The organism is Roseburia yibonii, from assembly GCF_014297335.1.
Lineage (GTDB): Bacteria > Bacillota > Clostridia > Lachnospirales > Lachnospiraceae > Roseburia_D > Roseburia_D yibonii.
This window is the reverse complement of record NZ_JACOQH010000002.1, coordinates 129,833-148,448: the sequence shown is the minus strand read 5'-3', so window position 1 is coordinate 148,448 and position 18,616 is coordinate 129,833. Positions and strand designations below refer to the sequence as shown.

22 protein-coding genes are annotated in these 18,616 nt (G+C 45.3%); all 22 read right to left on the bottom strand.

The window, feature by feature from the left end; all coding sequences use genetic code 11:
- Positions 1 to 4 precede the first annotated feature (4 nt).
- Complete coding sequence (locus H8Z76_RS03495; RefSeq protein ID WP_186981684.1) at positions 5 to 808, bottom strand: phosphatidate cytidylyltransferase; 804 nt, start codon at positions 806 to 808, stop codon at positions 5 to 7.
- Entirely contained in the window at positions 808 to 1,518 is a 711-nt protein-coding gene (locus H8Z76_RS03490) for an isoprenyl transferase (protein ID WP_186981683.1), read from the bottom strand. The genes H8Z76_RS03495 and H8Z76_RS03490 overlap by 1 nt, the downstream gene beginning before the upstream one ends.
- 172 nt (positions 1,519 to 1,690) lie before the next feature.
- Positions 1,691 to 2,245, bottom strand: coding sequence for a ribosome recycling factor (gene frr, locus H8Z76_RS03485; RefSeq protein WP_022515574.1), 555 nt, complete (start codon positions 2,243 to 2,245; stop codon positions 1,691 to 1,693).
- Between the two features lie 27 nt (positions 2,246 to 2,272).
- The gene (gene pyrH, locus H8Z76_RS03480) at positions 2,273 to 2,968 is read right to left on the bottom strand and encodes a UMP kinase (protein ID WP_022515575.1); all 696 of its coding nucleotides are present in this window, start codon (positions 2,966 to 2,968) and stop codon (positions 2,273 to 2,275) included.
- Positions 2,969 to 2,971: 3 nt separating this feature from the next.
- A complete protein-coding gene (locus tag H8Z76_RS03475; protein WP_186981682.1) occupies positions 2,972 to 4,039 on the bottom strand; it encodes a polymer-forming cytoskeletal protein in 1,068 nt (355 codons plus the stop codon).
- Positions 4,040 to 4,068: 29 nt separating this feature from the next.
- Positions 4,069 to 5,061 carry a polysaccharide deacetylase family protein gene (locus H8Z76_RS03470; RefSeq protein WP_022515577.1) on the bottom strand — a complete coding sequence of 331 codons (993 nt, stop codon included), beginning with the start codon at positions 5,059 to 5,061 and terminating at the stop codon, positions 4,069 to 4,071.
- A 69-nt stretch (positions 5,062 to 5,130) separates the two neighbouring features.
- Positions 5,131 to 5,589 carry a hypothetical protein gene (locus H8Z76_RS03465; protein WP_022515578.1) on the bottom strand — a complete coding sequence of 153 codons (459 nt, stop codon included), beginning with the start codon at positions 5,587 to 5,589 and terminating at the stop codon, positions 5,131 to 5,133.
- Positions 5,590 to 5,731: 142 nt separating this feature from the next.
- Entirely contained in the window at positions 5,732 to 6,661 is a 930-nt protein-coding gene (gene tsf, locus H8Z76_RS03460) for a translation elongation factor Ts (RefSeq protein ID WP_022515579.1), read from the bottom strand.
- Positions 6,662 to 6,690: 29 nt separating this feature from the next.
- Positions 6,691 to 7,425 carry a 30S ribosomal protein S2 gene (rpsB, locus tag H8Z76_RS03455; protein WP_022515580.1) on the bottom strand — a complete coding sequence of 245 codons (735 nt, stop codon included), beginning with the start codon at positions 7,423 to 7,425 and terminating at the stop codon, positions 6,691 to 6,693.
- A gap of 195 nt (positions 7,426 to 7,620) precedes the next feature.
- Entirely contained in the window at positions 7,621 to 8,202 is a 582-nt protein-coding gene (locus tag H8Z76_RS03450) for an endolytic transglycosylase MltG (protein ID WP_022515581.1), read from the bottom strand.
- Positions 8,202 to 9,026 (bottom strand): DUF6115 domain-containing protein, encoded by an 825-nt coding sequence (locus tag H8Z76_RS03445; RefSeq protein WP_186981681.1) that lies wholly within the window; start codon positions 9,024 to 9,026, stop codon positions 8,202 to 8,204. Before H8Z76_RS03445 ends, H8Z76_RS03450 begins: the two co-directional genes overlap by 1 nt.
- 15 nt (positions 9,027 to 9,041) lie before the next feature.
- Positions 9,042 to 9,356, bottom strand: a complete 315-nt coding sequence (locus H8Z76_RS03440; RefSeq protein WP_186981680.1) for a hypothetical protein — start codon at positions 9,354 to 9,356, stop codon at positions 9,042 to 9,044.
- 10 nt (positions 9,357 to 9,366) lie between these two features.
- Complete coding sequence (locus tag H8Z76_RS03435) at positions 9,367 to 10,968, bottom strand: DUF342 domain-containing protein (RefSeq protein WP_186981679.1); 1,602 nt, start codon at positions 10,966 to 10,968, stop codon at positions 9,367 to 9,369.
- 14 nt (positions 10,969 to 10,982) lie between these two features.
- Positions 10,983 to 11,750, bottom strand: a complete 768-nt coding sequence (locus H8Z76_RS03430; protein WP_022515585.1) for a FliA/WhiG family RNA polymerase sigma factor — start codon at positions 11,748 to 11,750, stop codon at positions 10,983 to 10,985.
- 6 nt (positions 11,751 to 11,756) lie between these two features.
- The gene (locus H8Z76_RS03425; protein ID WP_022515586.1) at positions 11,757 to 12,047 is read right to left on the bottom strand and encodes a hypothetical protein; all 291 of its coding nucleotides are present in this window, start codon (positions 12,045 to 12,047) and stop codon (positions 11,757 to 11,759) included.
- Positions 12,048 to 12,062: 15 nt separating this feature from the next.
- Positions 12,063 to 12,548 carry a chemotaxis protein CheD gene (locus H8Z76_RS03420; protein ID WP_022515587.1) on the bottom strand — a complete coding sequence of 162 codons (486 nt, stop codon included), beginning with the start codon at positions 12,546 to 12,548 and terminating at the stop codon, positions 12,063 to 12,065.
- A 12-nt stretch (positions 12,549 to 12,560) separates the two neighbouring features.
- A complete protein-coding gene (locus H8Z76_RS03415) occupies positions 12,561 to 13,181 on the bottom strand; it encodes a chemotaxis protein CheC (protein ID WP_022515588.1) in 621 nt (206 codons plus the stop codon).
- 93 nt (positions 13,182 to 13,274) lie between these two features.
- Entirely contained in the window at positions 13,275 to 13,736 is a 462-nt protein-coding gene (locus tag H8Z76_RS03410; RefSeq protein WP_022515589.1) for a chemotaxis protein CheW, read from the bottom strand.
- A 17-nt stretch (positions 13,737 to 13,753) separates the two neighbouring features.
- The gene (locus H8Z76_RS03405) at positions 13,754 to 15,871 is read right to left on the bottom strand and encodes a chemotaxis protein CheA (protein WP_147618128.1); all 2,118 of its coding nucleotides are present in this window, start codon (positions 15,869 to 15,871) and stop codon (positions 13,754 to 13,756) included.
- 1 nt (position 15,872) lies between these two features.
- Positions 15,873 to 16,949: a protein-glutamate methylesterase/protein-glutamine glutaminase gene (locus tag H8Z76_RS03400; protein ID WP_022515591.1), complete on the bottom strand. Its 1,077-nt coding sequence runs from the start codon at positions 16,947 to 16,949 to the stop codon at positions 15,873 to 15,875.
- 6 nt (positions 16,950 to 16,955) lie between these two features.
- The gene (locus H8Z76_RS03395) at positions 16,956 to 17,702 is read right to left on the bottom strand and encodes a flagellar brake protein (RefSeq protein ID WP_022515592.1); all 747 of its coding nucleotides are present in this window, start codon (positions 17,700 to 17,702) and stop codon (positions 16,956 to 16,958) included.
- A gap of 20 nt (positions 17,703 to 17,722) precedes the next feature.
- Entirely contained in the window at positions 17,723 to 18,616 is an 894-nt protein-coding gene (locus H8Z76_RS03390) for a MinD/ParA family protein (RefSeq protein ID WP_022515593.1), read from the bottom strand.

Genomic DNA, 18,616 nt, shown 5'->3' with positions numbered 1-18,616 from the left:
CTTTTTATTTTATGAAATAATCCGCCAGATAGAATATGACAGGTGCCGTAAAAATAACAGAGTCAAACCGGTCCAGTATTCCGCCATGACCCGGGATCAGTTTTCCATAATCTTTGATCTCATAGTTTCGTTTGATCGCAGACGCGGTAAGGTCCCCGATCATGGAAATGACCGCGCCGACTGCACAGATCGCCGCCATCGCGAAAATATCTTTCTGTGTGGTTCCCATTTTGTTCTGGAAAACAAATCCGTAGATCAGTCCGAGCAATGCAGCACCGATGATCCCGCCTGCCGCGCCTTCCCAGGATTTTTTCGGGGAAAGCTTCGGCGTCATCTTGTGTTTTCCGATCAGCATACCCACGCAGTACGCACAGGTATCACAGCCCCAGGAGCACAGAAAGATCAGCCATACGGTATACGCGCCCTGCAGAAGCATTCTGGTCTGGTAAATATAGGACAGCATGACTGCCACATAAAACACACCGAAAAATGCCGCAAGCATCTGCTCTGTATGATATTTTGGGTAAGAAAACACATAAATAAACATCAGAACGACCAGAAATCCGATCACAAACATCATCGTATCCGGAATGAGCGCGAATTTTAAATTGCAATAGAATAACACTGCCGCAAGAAATCCTGCAATTCCCGCAATCGTTCGTTCAATATGAAAAATTCGATACAATTCAAACATTCCGATCAGCGCGATAACCGCTGTCGATGTCAGAAGTATATTTCCTCCGGTGATGATCAGCGCAAGCGCAAGTGCTACCAGCACGATCCCGCTTATCAATCTTGTCTTAAACATTATTCTTCCTCCTTTAATCCGCCATATCTGCGGTCGCGGTTACTGTATTCTTCCACCGCTTTTTTTAATTCCTCCGGCGAGAAATCCGGCCACGGAACTTTTGTGAAATAAAACTCACTGTATGCAAGCTGCCACAAAAGATAATTGGACAGCCGCTGTTCCCCGCTGGTGCGGATCAGCAGATCCGGATCCGGAATGTCATGCGTATCCAGATAACGCGTAAAACTCTCTTCATTGATCTCCGAAACAGGCAGTCTGCCTGCGTCATGATCCTCCACCATCTTTTTCATGGCACGGATCATCTCATCCCTGCTGCCGTAATTGAGCGCGATCTGAAAATTCAGACCGTCGTTCTGCTTTGATGCCTCTTCCAGCTCCGCGATCTGCTTTTGCATCGCCGGATCGAGACCGGTGATATCCCCGATCACACGCACACGCATATTGTTTTTCGCTGCGGTCTTAATACAGTTTTTCAGATAACTGTTTAGCAGCTTCATCAGCGCACTCACTTCGCTGTCCGGCCGGTTCCAGTTCTCTGTGGAAAACGCGTACAGCGTCAGATAGGATATTCCCATATCATGCGCTGCCTTACAGATCACTTCTACATTTTTTGCTCCCATCGTATGTCCATAATTACGCGGCATTCCTTTACTCTTCGCCCATCTTCCATTTCCATCGAGAATGATGGCGACATGCTGCGGTATCTTCATCTTCGTATCCTCCTTGTTGTAACAGGTCTGTCTGTTATTTTAACACATTTCAAAGAATTTTCCTACTCACAAAGCTGTTTTACAAGAAAAGGCATGGCAAAAAACTCTGCCATGCCCCTAGAATCCTATGTTCTGCACTAATCTTAAATTTTTGTGAACTGCAAAAATCCGCTTATACCGTAAGGATTTCCTTGTTTTTCTCATCCACTGCCTTGTCAATCTGCGCAATGTATTTATCGGTCAGCTTCTGCACACCATCTTCCAGTTCTTTGATCTCATCTTCAGAAATATCCGCTGATTTGGAAAGCTTTTTGAATGCGTCATTGGCATCACGGCGGATATTACGCACTGCCACTTTTGCGCTCTCACCCTTTTTCTTGATGTCTTTCGCGATCTCTTTTCTGCGTTCCTCGGTCAGTTCCGGGAATACCAGACGGATCACTTTTCCATCATTGGTCGGGTTGATGCCGAGATCGGAAGTCATGATCGCTTTTTCAATCTCCTTTACCAGGGATGCTTCCCATGGCTGGATCTGGATCATACGCGGTTCCGGTACATTGATATTCGCAACCTGCTGTAAAGCAGTCGGTGTTCCGTAATAATCTACTTTGATCTTGTCTAATACATGCGGATTGGCACGTCCTGCGCGGATCCCTCCGAATTCTGCAAGCAGATTATCCAGAGACTTCTGCATTTTTTCATTGTATTGTGCTAATCTCTCGTCCATTTTATTTCCTCCAATAATACTAATGATTTATACGGTGACTTTTGTCCCGCTGAATTTGCCGCTCATCGCGTTCACGATACTGTTTTCTTCGTTTAATCCGAAAACATACATCGGCATCTTGTTCTCCATACACATGATCGATGCTGTGAGATCGACAACCGCCAGTTTCTTCGCGATCACTTCCTCGATCGACACTTCATCGAATTTCTTTGCCGCAGGGTTTAACTTCGGATCGCTGTCATATACGCCATCCACTGCCTTTGCCAGATAGATGCCGTCCGCGTCCATTTCGATCGCGCGCAGCACGATACCGGTATCTGTGGAAAAATACGGATGTCCGGTTCCACCTGCGAAAAATACGACCATTCCTTTTTCAAAGTATTTGTTTGCACGGTCTTTGGAAAACAGTTTTGTCATGGATCCACACTCAAACGGTGTTAAGATCTGTGTTTTCATTCCCACATAACGGAAGATCTCGGACACATAGATGCAGTTCATGACCGTAGCGAGCATTCCGATCTGATCTGCCTTGGTACGGTCGATCGTCTCGCTGGTACGTCCTCTCCAGAAGTTTCCTCCTCCGATCACGATACCGACTTCCATACCGCCGTCCACGATCTGCTTTACCTGTTTTGCGACTTCCGTAACGGTTGCTTCATCAAATCCCGTCTTTTTTTCTCCGGCAAGCGCTTCGCCGCTCAGTTTTAAAAATACTCTTTTCATGGATTATTTGCCTTTCTTCTCTCCAAAGAGATTTTCCATATCGATATCCGCATAGCACTGAGAACAGAAACCTTCAATAACCGCTCCGTTATTGATCTGTACAGAACGTGATTTGATGTTTCCGACAACAACTGCGGAAGTATCTACAACAACCGGTCCCTGCACATCAATATCACCCTTGATCGCGCCTGCGATCACTGCAGATGTTGCTTTTACATTTCCGATGACAACAGAACCAAGTCCGATCTTTACCGTTCCGACACTTGTGATCTCACCCTCGATTTTTGCGGAATCTGCAAAGAACTCAGAAGAGTTGCTGTTTCCGGTTACGGTACCGGTTACGGAAAGTTTTCCATTACAGGTCACATCACCTTTGATCTCACCCTGGATATCCAAAGATCCGGTAGATGTGATATTACCTTCGATCTTCATTCCGGTTGTGATCACTGCTGTCTCATCGGTAACTGCCGCCGCATTCACTCCGTTTACGGTGTTTTCTGTTTCGACTTCTGCGTTTGTTAAATTTTCTTCCTGCTTGCTGCTCATAATAGCATCCTCCTTGGCATCCTCTTTTTCTTCGATATCTTGTTCCGGTTCTACTGGCATCTCCGGTAAAACTTCTTCTGGCTCTGCTGCTTCCGGCACGATCTCCGGTTCTTCTGCAGTCTCTTCTGCCACATCTTTCACTGCTTCCTGTGGCTCTTCTTCCATGATCTCTTTTATTTCTTCCGGTTCCGGCAGTGTCTCTGTTTCCTCTTCCGGAAATGCGATATCCGGTAACGGTTCCACATCCTCTGCCTCAGCTTCCGGTTCTTTTACCGGTTCGTCTTCCGGCACCGGCGCTACATCCAGATCATCTTCCGGCATCGGAACTTCTTCTGCTTCCTTGCTTACTTTTTCCAGAAGCCCATCTAATTTCAAGAGTTCGGATTCCACATCCACGTCATTGCTCACAGTTCCTGTGTCCGCAGTGGAATCAACCGGTTCGATGTCTTCCAGCTCATCTTCCCCCGGCATCAGCTCATTTACTGCCTGCGATAAGTCATCTTTAAATTCCTTAAAAAAGCTCATTCTCTTACCTCCATATTATATTGCAACACCTATTCAACGCTATCTGCCTTGATATGCTGAACCAGCGTCGTATTCTCATCAATCGGAAGAATCTGTGCTCCCATTCCCTGTAATGCCTCAATCATCGGGCCAAGTGCTTCCACTGTCGTAGACTTGGTGTTGGAATCATGCATAAGCACCACGGATGTTTTATATTTTGGCACATCCGTAAGGACATTATTAAGCAGTTCATCTGCCGTATATGCCTGTGAGGTTGCGTCTCCGCTAGATACATTCCAGTCGAAATAGGTCACACCCTCTTCATTCAGGAAACGGATAAATTCCGACATATCCGTATTGCTGACCTGATTGCTGCTTCCTCCCGGAAAGCGGTACAGTCTGCACTCCTGTCCGGTTATATCATAAAGATAGGACTGCAGCTGATTGAAATCTGTCTCAAACGCATCCAGCGAATCATATACCACACTGTATTTATGAGAATATGAATGCATTCCCAGCGTGTGTCCTTCATTCACTATGCGCTGATACATCTCTTTTGACTGATCGTCCGTCTTGCCGACCACAAAAAACGTTGCCTTCACATTGTACTTTGCAAGCGTGTCCAAAATTGCCGCCGTATTGTCACTTGGTCCGTCATCAAACGTAAGATATACCTTCAACTGGTCGTTCTCTTCCGCAAAGTTTTCCGAATCCGATTCCACCGCGTTGGAAACGTTTGCGATCACCTGCTCGGTAGCCTTTTCGCCTCCTATCGACTCCGTAGAATCATAGGAAAACACACCGGATTTATCTGACGTATTTTCACTCATTGTCTCCGCCGCGCTTTTGCTCACGGTCGCGTCCGAGACAAGCTGTGAAATCTGTTTTTCCAGACTGTTTACTTTAAACAGCAGCACCACACACAGGAACATGCACAAAAGCATCCAGATCCCGATAAAGGAAATCAGTCCTCTTTTGATGCGGTTGATGCGCTTTCTTCTCTCCTGTTGTTCCTTCAAGCTGCTTTGGTTCTTTCCTTCCATAAGTGACCTCCAGGTCATAACATCTTTTTTTATTGTATCATTAATTGTATATTCATTTCAACCAATTTTTCAAACCTTTTTATTAAATATGGATTTTCCGGGTTCTTCCGGCATTTCAAAATATCTGTTCTTATCATTATGCGGAAACAGCTTTTCCATATAAAGGCTTCCAAGAAGATTTTTCACCCGGTCAGGATCCACCTGATTCACCGGCATTTCTTTCATATCGCGCAGGTTTAAGAGCAGCTGTCTGATGTGTTCCTCTTCGATCTTTTGTCTGTCATCTTCTGTCCTTTGCGCAGCCTGTGCATCCGCCTCCTCCGCCATCTGTATCTCCTCCGGTTCCTGGGTCGCAAGCTCCTGAGTCATAAGTTCGCGTGTCTCCGGGATCTTATAGATCAGGTTCTCACACGTCTTGGCAAAACACTCCGGATCATACTTTGCCAGAAACGTCAGATCATCGATGGTAAGCGTCCGCTTATTGTATATTTTTACATAGATTGACGCAAGCTTTGCATTTTTTTCCATAGTATTACTTCTCCCTTTCCTATTTAAAATACCATATCTGATCTTACTTTTCCACCCAAAGAGCTAAAAAAATACCGCATCAGCATTTTTACTGCTGATGCGGTAACTTATGAGATCCCATTCATCGGATCTGGTCTTACAATTATAACTGTGCTGCAACCTCTGCTGCGAAATCTTCCTGTTTCTTTTCGATTCCTTCACCGGTCTCAAAACGAACAAATTTCTTGATTGTAACAGTAGCTCCAACTTCTTTTGAAACCTGCTCCAGATATTTTTCTACGGTCTGTTTTCCGTCTTCTGCTTTTACATATACCTGGTCTACCAGACAGATCTCTTTTAATTCTTTCTTGATACGGCCCTGGATCATTCCCTCTTTTACCTTTTCCGGTTTCTGGGATTCCTTCGGATCATTGTTGATCTGTGCCATTAAGATTTCTTTTTCATGTGCGATGTAATCTGCGCTTACTTCGCTGTCAGAAACATATTTCGGATTTAAAGCCGCGATCTGCATTGCAAGGTTCTTTAATGCTTCTTTTACGGTATCGTTTACTACTGCAGTTTCTGCTACAACTAATACGCCGATACGTCCGCCGCCATGGATATACGGAACAACACATCCGTTATCAGCACTGACTTTTTCAAATCTTCTGATCTTTAAGTTCTCACCGATCACTGCAACCTGCTCAACCAGTGCATCCTTTACGGTCTTAGCAGCGTCACCCTGCCATTTTTCTTCCATAAATGCATCTACATCTGTTGCTTCTGTGGTTAACACCTGCTTTGCAACTTCTGCAACGTAGTTCTGGAACTTCTCGTTCTTTGCAACGAAATCTGTCTCAGAGTTTACTTCTACGATAGCTGCCTTTGTGTCACCGTCTACGGCAACATTTACAACACCTTCTGCAGCAACTCTGGAAGCTTTCTTCTCTGCTTTTGCCTGTCCATTCTTTCTTAAGAATTCAACAGCCTCGTCCATATTTCCGTTTGTCTCATTGAGTGCCTTTTTACAATCCATCATTCCTGCGCCGGTCATTTCACGCAGATCTTTTACCATTGCTGCTGTAATAGCCATTTTCGATTCCTCCAAATAATAAATTGAATTTATGCTTCTTCCTCTGCTTCACCTTCTGCAGCTTCAAGATCTACATTTTCAAGACCCTGATTTGCTTCGATAACAGCATCAGCCATTTTGGAAACGATCAATTTTACAGCTCTGATCGCATCATCGTTACCAGGAATGACATAATCTAATTCTTCCGGATCACAGTTGGTATCTGCAATACCGATAAGTGGAATACCAAGTGCGTGTGCTTCCTGTACACAGATTCTTTCCTTCTTCGGATCTACGATGAAGATCGCATCCGGGATCTTCTTCATTTCTTTGATACCGCCAAGGTTCTTCTGTAATTTTTCAAGTTCTTTCTTTAACTGGATAACTTCTTTCTTCGGAAGAACATCGAATGTTCCGTCTTCTTCCATCTTTTCGATCGCTTTTAATCTTGCGATACGGCTCTGGATTGTCTTGAAGTTTGTAAGCATACCACCAAGCCATCTCTCGTTTACATAGAACATATTGCAACGTTCTGCTTCTGTCTTGATCGCATCCTGTGCCTGTTTCTTTGTTCCAACGAAAAGGATTGTGCCGCCGTCTGCTGCAATATCAGATACTGCTTTGTAAGCTTCATCTACTTTTCCAACGGATTTCTGTAAATCGATGATGTAGATTCCGTTTCTTTCTGTGTAGATGTACGGAGCCATTTTCGGGTTCCATCTTCTGGTCTGATGTCCGAAATGAACACCTGCTTCTAATAACTGTTTCATTGAAATAACGCTCATGTTTCTACCTCCAACTGGTTTTTCATCCATATGCTTCCTTTTGCAGGATAACCTTTCGGCACCCATCCTGCCATCGACATATGTGTCTTTTTTTGCAACTTATCCGGGCGTTTCTCGGATAAGCGCTCTGCAACTTTTGTAGTATATCACAAAAGCCCCTGACACGCAAGGGCTTTTTGTTTTTCCATTATGAATTTATGGTGCGAGAACCTTTAAGATCTCATCATAGGAAGCTCCGGAACGGATCTTGAAATCTCCCGTCCGCAGTCTGCTGTCATATCCTTTACTTATCATATAACGGTTGAACGCGGTCGCATCATCCACAAGTCCCGCTTTATACAGGTTAAACGCCACGGTATCTGAAGATTCCCCGGATTTGACGGTAAATGCCACTTCACCGGAAGTCTCCTGCTTTACTTCTCCCACAACATTTCCTGTGGTATCTTCCGGCGCTGCCGGCTCTGCAGCGGCTTCGGTCTGCGGCTCTGTTTCCGGTTCCGATGCGTTTTCTGTGTTTTCATCGGCATTTTCTTCGGTGCCTGCTTCTGTATTCTGTACATCCTGCTCTGTCTCAGGCTGCGCTTCTGTCCCGGTATTTTCTTCTGTTCCGGTTTCCGTCTGTCCCTCATCTGCCATAACCATGCCAAGCTGTTCTGCCCGCTGCATGATCTCCTGATCCGAAAGTTTTTCTTTTTTTCCGGAAAACGCGACCATCAATACCAGTGTGGTGACAATAATTCCAATTCCAAGTCCCCGTAAATAATACTTTAACTTCACTATGCTTCTTCCTCTCTGAACAGTCCCAGTACCAGCTTCACTTCACCGACGCCAAGTCCTAATTCTTTCGCGATCTTTATCTCAGACGCTCCCTGTCTGTGAAGCTCTAAGATCGCTGCATTGTGATTGCTCTCCTGCTGCACCGTTTCTTCTTTTTCTTCCACTTCCGGTTCTGCTTCTTCTTCCGGTACTTCTTCTGTCTGCTCTTCGCTTATTTCTTCCACTTCCGGCAGCTGCTGTTCTGCTTCCTGCTCGGCCGCTTTTTCCGCCAGAAACGCGTTGATCGCCTCGATGAAGTCTGCTGTCTTTGCTTCCATTTCCTGCGAAAGTTCCTCTTCGCGCTCTTTGATATGCTCCTCAAATTTTGCAAGCGCAGCCGCAAGATCCGTATCCTGCGTTTCTTTCTTCTGATCAATTTCCGAAAGCAGCTTCTGCAGTTCTTCCATGTGCTCGGTCATCGTCGCATGCTTGTCGTTTAACATGCTATATAAAAACATAATCTCATTATGCGTTTTATTCATATTTTCCATCACGGTATCGGAGAACTCGCTGATCGCCATGATCTTTTCGTTCGTCTCTTTATCCAGCGCGCGATCCACGCGGTCGGAAGACTGTTCGATCGAGTTTACGATCGACTGTTCGATCTGCGTATCGATTTTCTGCTGTGCGCTCGTAAGCTCACGTTCCAAGATCCTCCGGATCTCATCCTCACTGAGTTCCGAAACCTTGTTCAGTTCCGAGCCGGAAAGTCTTTCTGTAATCAGAAAGCTTCCGACCATAAATACTATCCCAACCAGTAAAAGGGTAATTTCTAATCCTGTCATTGCCGTAATACTCCTTTATATGCGAATGTCAAACCCACCGGACATTCCCTTTGCTTTTATCTTTCCGTCTTCTTTTTTTCTGTCGCGCTTCTTATTTTTCTGCTGTTCATACTGAGAATTGCCCTTTTCCTTCGCATCATAGCGATATTCCTGTTCATTGGCATCATCCGCATGTACTACCTGCTTTAATTTCTGCTCTCCCTGTTTACCAAAATGTGTCTGTATGTTCTGCTGATCCACCATTGGTTTTGCGTCTTCCTGCTGTTTTAAGGTACCGACGTCCTGAGACCTCTGTACCATTCCATTTAAATCAACTGGTCGAATTGACATATCCTCACCTCTATAATGGAATAATCTTTATTTCTCCGTCCTGACGGATAAACTGACTGTAAGTACGTTCATTTTTTAATGTCATTCTCGTATCCGATATCACGATCGTTACACCGGAATAGATCGTATTGGCAACTTTGACACGGGCAGAACTTCCAAGCGCCAGGATCCCGTTTATTTTTGCCGCTTCTGCTTTTAAAGGTTCTGCTGCTCCCTTTAACTGCTTTAACTGTTCCGCAAGTTTTCTGACATAAGTAAGCTGTTCCTGTGACAGATGCTCGCCGTGCTTTAACTTTTCACTGTATGTTGTCACGATCGGTTTGATCCGGTCGATCTGCTCATTGTATGTGCGGATCTGTTTTTGCAGTTCCACATACCGTTCCTTTTCAAGCGGATCCGCCCCGACCTCGATCTGTGTGATCGTCTCCATCGCAGATCCGATCGTCTTTGCCGAAACAAGATTGCCGGCACGGATAATCCCTCCGGTAATAAAGCCTTTCTTACCGTCTACGATCACATCACTGTAAGCATCTACCTGACTGTGCAGGATCGCTTCCGAATCCACATAGCCACCGGAAATAACTTTCGCGTTTTCTATAAATTTACAGAGGACATTTCCACCTGCCTGCAGCACACCTTTTCCCATGCCGTGGATCCCGCGCTTTACGATGATCTGTCCGCCCGCATAAAGTTCCGCATCCTCCACGATGCCTTCTACCACGATATCACCTTTTGCCGAAATGCGGAACCCGCCTTTTACATTACCACGAACTGTCACACTTCCGCTGTACTCAATATTTCCCGTGGAATTGTCAACATCTGCCGGCACCTCATATACATCCGACACAAACACCTTGCCACCCACCAGGCTGGCATGTCCGGTCACATCCGAGTAAAGTTCTCTTTTGTCCTCCGAGATCGTGATATTGTTTCCATAAGACAGCTTGTTCCCTTTTACGGCATGCGGTCTTATCTCCTCACCATAGACATTGATCCCCGGCTTTCCCGGATCTTCCGGTATCAGCTCCGCGATCTTCTGTCCCTTCTCCACATGACCGATGGTATTGAGATCCTTGTAATTTACAGTTCCGTCTTCATTTCGTTTCGGCCGTAGATTGGTATTGGTATTGAAAAAATACTGTATTTTCGCATCATGTCCCTCGACAGGTTCTTTTCCCTGCGCGATCACATAATCCGTCGCGTACCTGCGTTCCCCGAGAAAAGAAAGAATCTGCTTTTGACTGATCCCTGCCTTTATCTTTTCTTTTCCAAGCCTTGCTGCGATATCTTCGAGCGTAAGCGTTTTTCCTCCGTTTGCCGGCGGATAAAAGCGCGCTGTCGCATGCATTTTATCCTGAAACACAAACAGCTCCATTGTTTCATCCAGCTTGCCGATACTGCCAGGCTCTCCTACCCGGATCTTCCTTTTCTCCTCGGTCTGTTCTGCTGCTTCTTTGATCTTTTTTAAATCATACTTATCCAGCCCGTGGCTGTCCAGATAAGCCGTTATCTCGGTAACCGCAAGAAGTTTTCCGTCTTCCTGTGGCGGTATGATCTCCACATAAACTCCGTCCTGACAGGTAACCAGTTCAAAATACGCATTTTTTCCCATAGTATTTTCCCCACTTATTCGTTTACAAGAATATCCATATATTTTCCCATTTTCGCTCTCATTTTAAGCAGTGCTTTGGTATGAAGCTGGGAAACTCTGGACTCCGACACTTCCAGTACCTTACTGATTTCTTTTAAGGTCAGATCCTCATAGTAATATAACAAAATGACCTTTTTCTCTTTCTCTGTTAAGACCTCCAGAGCCTCTTCCAGAACCTGTTTCAGTTCACTTTCACTGACAACATCCTCCGGCTGTGAGAAATGCGAATTCCCCCTTGCATCCATCACAGGCTCCTGTCCCTGCTCCAAAAATTCATTTAACGATATTACGTTTGTAATTTTCAGTCTCGACTGCCACTCCGTCAGCTCTTCCTGCTCCAGTCCCAGTTCTCCCGCGACCTGTTCGTCTGTGGCGTTTTTTCCCGTCCGCATTTCAATATTGCGGATCGCTTCGTCGATCTTTTTTTGCTTCTGTCGCACGGTTCGCGGTATCCAGTCCATCTTTCGGATCTGGTCCAGAATAGCCCCACGAATACGCAGGCTGGCATAAGTTTCAAATTTCACATCCTTTTGCATGTCAAATTTGTCAATGGCATCGATCAACCCGAAAATACCGTAACTCACCAGATCCTCATATTCCACATTATATCCCAGGTACATGCTGAGCCGTCCCGCGACCACCTTCACAAGCGGCGCATATTCCAGGATAATCTGTTCGCGCATTTCCGGAGTAGGAGACTTTCGATATGTTTCCCACAATTTTTGCTTGTCAACTGCCTTCATAATTTGCTATTCATCCCCATCAGACTTTATATTTTCCATGTCTTCAGCGGCTTCCGTGCCATCTGCTGTCTCTTCGCCTTCCTCTGTTTGCTCTTGTTCTTCTTCCTCTTCCTGCATCGGTGCAAAATTCTTATCCAAAATCACTTTTACCACGCAGCCGAGGATATAAAAGCAGATCAATACCAGAAGTAAAATCTTTAAAAATCTGCCAAATTCCATATGCTGCATAATGGAAATCACACAGGTAACAAAACCTGCCGTCAGCATAACGATCGCCGGCACCTGTTTTGTCTTCATCCACACCCCTCCACTCTATATGATTTTGAGCGGCTTTCCAACGGATTTAATGTAATAGTCTCCATTATCGCAATGAAGTTCTACGGTTCGACCGTAATTCAGTCCGGTATCTTCCGCAATCAGCCGTATTCCAAGCTGCTTTAGTTTCGCGCGGGAAGCTTCCGCATTCCGCTGTCCTACATTTCCGATATCTGAAAGTCCACTCACTTCAAACATCTTAGCTCCGCCCGCAATCTTGGCTACCAGTCTGCTTTTTACTGCTCCTGCCTTGATCATCCGGTTTAAAAGTTCCTCGATTCCGGTATCCGCAAACTTCGCAATATTTGAATTATTTCTCATCTTTGTGCTGTCCGGCAACATGATATGTGCCAGTCCGCCGATCTTGGTCGACGGATCATACAGCGCAATTCCTATACAGGATCCCAGCCCCAACGTTGTGATAATGTCAGGATCCCTGCATAGATTTAAATCAGCCATTCCAACCTTAATCACTTCACTCATCCAACTCTCTCCTTATATAGAAATTCCGAGAGATGATAATATTTTATCATAAGATTCCAATTCCGGTAACAAAATAAAGTATCCGTTAATCATAACATCATCACCAAACTCTGTTTCTATCATCAGTGCATTATCACCATATTTTCCAAACTGAATTGCAGGAACGCTCAAAATAGCCGCCGCCATATCAATCGCAAGATACGGGATCGTTGGTGCTATCGTCAGTCCGGTCATGGACGAAAGCGCATTCAAATAGGAACCTGCGATAATATTACCAATTTCCTTGATCGCAGAGAGCTCCATCTCATCAAACTCCTGCTTTTGCTCTCCTTCTCTTCCCAGCAATTTATTTACCAGAAAATGTGCCGAATCCGGTTTCAGCAAAAACATCATGCTTCCATCGATATCGCCCTGCACTTCCAGATAAATTCCGATGATCGTTTCATCTTCCGGGCAGATCGCAGATCCCAACTCCTGAAAAGTCAAGAGTTCTACCTTCGGAACGCTCATATCGATCCTGAGATTCAACATCGTGGAAATTGCCGTAGTCGCATTTCCTGCACCAATGTTTCCAATTTCCTTGAGCACGTCAAAATAGACGTTATTTACCTCTGCTAAACTAAGTTCTGACATACTTCCTCCTGTCTTTCGGAAATCATCGCATGTATATACAGGATATAGCAAGGCCCATTCAGACCTTGCTATATTCACACACTATAATACTGCCTATTCAATTTCCTCTCCGATAATAGAATTGATATTGAACAGGGAAATCAGTTCCTCTCCATTCTTTCCAATTCCGTTGATGAATGTATCTTTATCCACCTTCTTATTGTAAGCTACCTTGTCGATCTGATCCGCGCCAAGTGTAACTACTTCTTTTACTTCATCAACAATGATTCCCAGTGCGCCCTGCTGTTCAATTTTTAAAATAATGATACGGGATGCATTCGTAAAAACATCATCATCCAGTCCCATACGTTTGCGCACGCTCATAACCGGAACGATCTCACCACGAAGGTTGATGATTCCTTTGAAATAAGTCTGTGCCTTCGGCACTCTTGTGATCTTCTGCATACGGACGATATTGTCTACATAGCTGATATCAATACCATACTGTTCGCTTCCGATTTTGACTACAATATATTGTTTTTTCACGCTTTCTGTTGTTTCAATAGCCTCTGCCATTTAAAGACACCCCCTGCCTACATTAATGTATTAACATCCAAGATCAGTGCGACTTCACCGTCTCCAAGAATGGTCGCGCCGCTGATGAGCTTGTTGTTGTTAATATATTTACCGAGTGACTTGATGACGATCTCCTGCTGGCCTATCAGATTATCAACGACAAGTCCTGCATATTTTTCGCCCTTCTTTACGATTACAACCGTAAGGCTCTCCGGTTCCTCTTCTCTTGGTGCGCTGTCCAAAAGCTTGTCCAGACGAATGATCGGAATGACCAGACCACGAAGGTGGATCACTTCTTTTGCCTCTACATATTTGATATCCTTAACCGGAATATCCTCGATATTCTGGATCGAGCCAAGTGCGATCGCGTATTTTTCATCACGGATCTCAACCATCAATGCCTGAATGATCGCAAGCGTCAGTGGCAGGCGTACCGTAAAGGTTGTTCCCTCACCAAGCTTCGTCTTTACTTCTACATCACCGCCGAGTGCTTCGATATTGGATTTTACAACATCAAGACCTACACCACGTCCGGAAATATCCGTAATTGTTTTTGCCATGGAGAAACTCGGCATAAACAGGAAGTCAATGATCTCCTTCTGGGTAAGTTTCTCTGCCTGTTCTTCGGTAACAAGACCGCGTTCGATCGCTTTGCTCTTAACACGCTCTGTATCGATTCCGTTACCATCATCGCCAACTTCGATGATAACGTTGTTGCCTTCCTGGAATGCGTTTAAGCGGATCGTACCGGTTTCCGGCTTTCCTCTCTCCTTACGCAGTTCTGCGCTTTCCAGACCATGATCTGCGGAATTTCGGAGCAAATGCTGCAACGGATCACCGATCTGATCGACAACGGTACGGTCGAGCTCGGTATCCTCACCGCTCATGACCAGTTCCATCTTTTTGTTCAGCTTTCTGGACAGGTCACGGATCATACGCGGGAATTTGTTCACTACGCTCTCGATAGGAACCATTCGTACCTTCATGACTGACTCATGCAGGCTTGTCGTGATACGTTCCAGATATTCGATCTGTTCATGGAAACTCTGGTTCTGGAAGTTTCCTCCGTCGGAAGAGCTGATGGATACCAGACTGTTCTTTGCGATAATAAGCTCGCTGACCTGGTTCATCAGCGCATCCAGTTTTTCAATATCAACACGCACGGTACGGCTTGTAACCGGTTTTCCGCCCGATTTATTCTTTGCTGCTGCTTTTGTGGTCTCTTTCTTTGCAGGCGCCTCTGTTTTCTGAGGTGCCGGTGCCGCCGGAGCTGCTTTTGCCGCATCCTGTTTTGCAGCCTCTTCCTCAGCCTTTGCACTTGCTGCAAACAGAGCTTCAGATTTTACTTCCTCGCCGACTGCTTCATCAATCTCGGATACATTGCGGATCGTGGTAAGTACGGTTTCAAGGTCTGCGTCTGTTGTCAGATAGAAGGTGAAGTCATTTTCAAACTTCTCATCTTCGATATCCTGTGAACTCGGGCGGTAAACCACAATCTGTCCAAGTTCTTCCACTGCCTTAAATACCAGAAATGCTCTTGCCGCTTTTAACAGACATTCTTTCTGGATAAATACGGTAAGTCCATATACTTTGTTTCCGGCTTCCTCTGCGGATTTGATCTCATTTTTTTCATTCTCCGTGAAATCAACGTGCAGATATTTTTTCTTATCGCCGTCTTCTGCTTTTGCTTCCTCAGCCTTCGGGCTTTCTGCCGGAGCAGGTGCTGCCTCAGCCGCTACTTCTTTGCCCTCCGCTTTTGCAAGGAAAGTGTTCAGTCCCTGGATCAGGGATTCGTTGTCCTCTGTTCCTTCATCGGAAGATTCCTTGATGCAGTCAAGATACGCTTCGATCGCATCCAGGCAGCGGAACAGAAGGTCTATCATATCACTGGTGACTTTTACTCTGTCACTGCGGACTTCCTGGAATACATCTTCCATGTCATGGGTCAGATGCTGCATGCGCTTAAATCCCATGGTTCCCGCCATACCCTTTAAAGAGTGTGCCGCACGGAAGATCTCGTTGATCACGTCCTTATTGTCCGGTTCCTTTTCCAAAGTCATGATATTGTCACTCAGACTCTGGATGTGTTCACTTGTTTCATCAATAAAAATTTCAAGATATTGGCTTACATCCATTTTACTGTACCCCCACATTCTTAATAATTTCCTGTGCCACCTGTGTCAACGGAGCGACTTCATTCACCACTCCGGTCTCCACAATCGCCTTTGGCATGCCATAGACCACACAGGTCTCGGCATTCTGTGCAATAACATAAAGCGGTTTTTTCTCCCGCAGTGAAAGAATGCCTTTTGTACCATCCGCACCCATTCCTGTCAGCACAACGCAGGTGATCTCATCATATCCGCTTTCGCGTAAAGACCGATACATAATATCCGCGCACGGTTTCAATCCTCCGATCGCCGGTTCATCATTCAAAGATACTTTGTGCCGTCCATCGCTGCACTTTGTGATCTCCATATGCTTTCCGCCCGGCGCGATATACACGCATCCTTTTTTTAAGATATCTCCGTCTTCCGCCTCTTTCACTTCGATCGGACTGATCTCATTTAAGCGGTCCGCCATGGATTTTGTGAATCCTCTCGGCATATGCTGCACCAAAACCATCGGTGCATCCATATTTTTCGGAAGATAAGGGATTACGCTTTGTAAGGCCTTCGGACCTCCGGTAGAGCACGCAAGCGCAACCAGCTTGTTCCCTCTTCCCAGGGATGTCTTTGGCTTGATCAGCTGTCTTACCTGCGTTACTGTCTTATCAGTGCTTCCCGATGATATGCTCCTGTTCGCATATGCACGGGTGCTGATCACCGCCGTAAGCACAGCCGTAAGGCGCTTTTTAAAGTCTTCACCCTTTGCTTCTATGATGTTGGTCGGTTTTGTGACAAAATCAATCGCGCCCCGCTCCATGGCAAGTAATGTGATTTCTGCATCTTTTGTAGTCTCTGTGCTTACCATGATCACAGTCGCTTTGATTTTTTCCTGCTGCAACTTTTCTAACAGTTCCAGACCATTCATACGCGGCATATTCACATCCAGAACCACGCCATCATATTGTGTCGTTTTCAGTCGTTCGTATGCCTCCAGTCCATCTCTGCAGATATCGGTTGCCTGGAATCTACTGTCTGAATTAATTATATCACAGATAACCCTTCTCATGAGTGCAGAGTCATCAACGACAAGAATATTTTTCTTCATGCTGAATCATCCTTTTCTATTTCTTCGGGCTTTTCGTTCTTCCTTAAAGATGAATCGAATAATATCTTCTCTTACCCTGCTGTCTTTTAAAATGAATTCGACTCTCTGTTCGTATTTTGCAGGCGTTACGTCTTCCACTTTCCCGCTGCTTATCACACGTCCGACGATCGGGTAGACCGCATCCTGCGCTTTTTCTCCAAGTCTGATATAGACCAAAATATAAGAATCTTCCGGCAGTTCCACGTCGGTCACAAAACGCATCCCGCCGCCGCTGATATCCCGTACATACGCAGACATCTTTTCGCCTGCAGCTTCTTCGCTCTCACGAAGCGCAGTCTCGATCTCATCTGTATGTTCAAGCATCGCAATCTCTTTATTGATAATATAAAAAGCCGCTTCCATGGCACAGTTTAACCGGTAATACTCCCTGCGCTGGTATTTGTTGAGCGGCGTGTGAAGCGCGACCCGCAGCATAAAACGGTTATCCGTTTTATAGCGTTCCTTCACTTCTCCATATCCGCGGTACAGCCCGCTTTTTGTATAAAACACGAGTTCATACCGAAGACCAAGCGGCAAAAGACGGATCTGTCCGTTCTCGCTGGGCATCGATATCTCGATATCCCCGTTTTCAAAAAAATCCAAGAGCTGGCTTTTATAAATATGTGGCGGTTCGCCGGTTGTTTTCGCGTTTTCGATCTGATTTACAATTCTGATATCGATTTTATTTCCAACTTCAATAATCGCTGTATGCATATGCTTACCTCATTTGTATTTTACCTGTTTAGAAAGTTAGAAAAAAACTGGGATATTCCTTTTTTTACCACTGCTTTTTTCTGTTCCCCGTAAAGCAGATTATCCGCAAGTGTTTCAAACGCCCGCGCCGCATTCGATGAAGGCGCTTCCAAAGACACCACCTGCTGTTTTTGTACTGCCCGCTCCAATGCAAGGTCAAGCGGAACCATCCCAAGATACTGTAAATCTCCTCCAAGAAATTTGGAAACCACAAGCCGCATTTTTTCATAAAGTGCTTCCCCGTCTTCGACCGAAGCCACTTTATTCGCGACAAATCGGATCTTTGTCTCCTGTGGTTCAAATTCCGGCTGCTGATATAAAATTTTAAGCAGCGAATAAGAATCGGTAATCGAACTCGGATCCGGTGTAGTGACAAGCAGTACTTCCGGACTACTCACTACAAACTTCAGCACACTGTCTGAAATTCCGGCACCGGTATCAATAATGATCACGTCTGCCAGCTCGTCTAAAGTTCCAAGTTCATCCACCAGACGGTCTATCTGTGCCGCTGTCAGGTGATTTAGTCCGGCAATTCCGGAACCACCAGAAACGAAACCGACTCCCATCGGGCCTTCCATCACAATTTCTGAAAGCTTTTTCCCCCGATAGACCAGATCTCCGAGATTATATTTTGGGATTGTACCAAACATTACTTCTACATTGGCAAGCCCGATATCTGCATCAAAAATTATAACCCTTTTCCCCGATTTGCGCAATTGAATTGCCAGATTAACCGCCAGGTTGGATTTGCCGACACCACCCTTTCCGCTGGTGATCGTCAGCACCCTCGCTTTCGCTTTTACCTTAGGCGTAACTGTCGTTTTTATATTCCTTTGCTTGATCACGTTCCGTAACTGCTGTGCCTGATCCTGCAT

Bases quoted from the DNA above. Each gene is read 5' to 3' on its own strand.
- H8Z76_RS03495 (WP_186981684.1), bottom strand. From the start codon at position 808: ATGTTTAAGACAAGATTGATAAGCGGGATCGTGCTGGTAGCACTTGCG.
- H8Z76_RS03490 (WP_186981683.1), bottom strand. From the start codon at position 1,518: ATGAAGATACCGCAGCATGTCGCCATCATTCTCGATGGAAATGGAAGA.
- frr (WP_022515574.1), bottom strand. From the start codon at position 2,245: ATGGACGAGAGATTAGCACAATACAATGAAAAAATGCAGAAGTCTCTG.
- pyrH (WP_022515575.1), bottom strand. From the start codon at position 2,968: ATGAAAAGAGTATTTTTAAAACTGAGCGGCGAAGCGCTTGCCGGAGAA.
- H8Z76_RS03475 (WP_186981682.1), bottom strand. From the start codon at position 4,039: ATGAGCTTTTTTAAGGAATTTAAAGATGACTTATCGCAGGCAGTAAAT.
- H8Z76_RS03470 (WP_022515577.1), bottom strand. From the start codon at position 5,061: ATGGAAGGAAAGAACCAAAGCAGCTTGAAGGAACAACAGGAGAGAAGA.
- H8Z76_RS03465 (WP_022515578.1), bottom strand. From the start codon at position 5,589: ATGGAAAAAAATGCAAAGCTTGCGTCAATCTATGTAAAAATATACAAT.
- tsf (WP_022515579.1), bottom strand. From the start codon at position 6,661: ATGGCTATTACAGCAGCAATGGTAAAAGATCTGCGTGAAATGACCGGC.
- rpsB (WP_022515580.1), bottom strand. From the start codon at position 7,425: ATGAGCGTTATTTCAATGAAACAGTTATTAGAAGCAGGTGTTCATTTC.
- H8Z76_RS03445 (WP_186981681.1), bottom strand. From the start codon at position 9,026: ATGACAGGATTAGAAATTACCCTTTTACTGGTTGGGATAGTATTTATG.
- H8Z76_RS03440 (WP_186981680.1), bottom strand. From the start codon at position 9,356: ATGTCAATTCGACCAGTTGATTTAAATGGAATGGTACAGAGGTCTCAG.
- H8Z76_RS03435 (WP_186981679.1), bottom strand. From the start codon at position 10,968: ATGGGAAAAAATGCGTATTTTGAACTGGTTACCTGTCAGGACGGAGTT.
- H8Z76_RS03430 (WP_022515585.1), bottom strand. From the start codon at position 11,750: ATGAAGGCAGTTGACAAGCAAAAATTGTGGGAAACATATCGAAAGTCT.
- H8Z76_RS03425 (WP_022515586.1), bottom strand. From the start codon at position 12,047: ATGAAGACAAAACAGGTGCCGGCGATCGTTATGCTGACGGCAGGTTTT.
- H8Z76_RS03420 (WP_022515587.1), bottom strand. From the start codon at position 12,548: ATGAGTGAAGTGATTAAGGTTGGAATGGCTGATTTAAATCTATGCAGG.
- H8Z76_RS03415 (WP_022515588.1), bottom strand. From the start codon at position 13,181: ATGTCAGAACTTAGTTTAGCAGAGGTAAATAACGTCTATTTTGACGTG.
- H8Z76_RS03410 (WP_022515589.1), bottom strand. From the start codon at position 13,736: ATGGCAGAGGCTATTGAAACAACAGAAAGCGTGAAAAAACAATATATT.
- H8Z76_RS03405 (WP_147618128.1), bottom strand. From the start codon at position 15,871: ATGGATGTAAGCCAATATCTTGAAATTTTTATTGATGAAACAAGTGAA.
- H8Z76_RS03400 (WP_022515591.1), bottom strand. From the start codon at position 16,949: ATGAAGAAAAATATTCTTGTCGTTGATGACTCTGCACTCATGAGAAGG.
- H8Z76_RS03395 (WP_022515592.1), bottom strand. From the start codon at position 17,702: ATGCATACAGCGATTATTGAAGTTGGAAATAAAATCGATATCAGAATT.
- H8Z76_RS03390 (WP_022515593.1), bottom strand. From the start codon at position 18,616: ATGCAGGATCAGGCACAGCAGTTACGGAACGTGATCAAGCAAAGGAAT.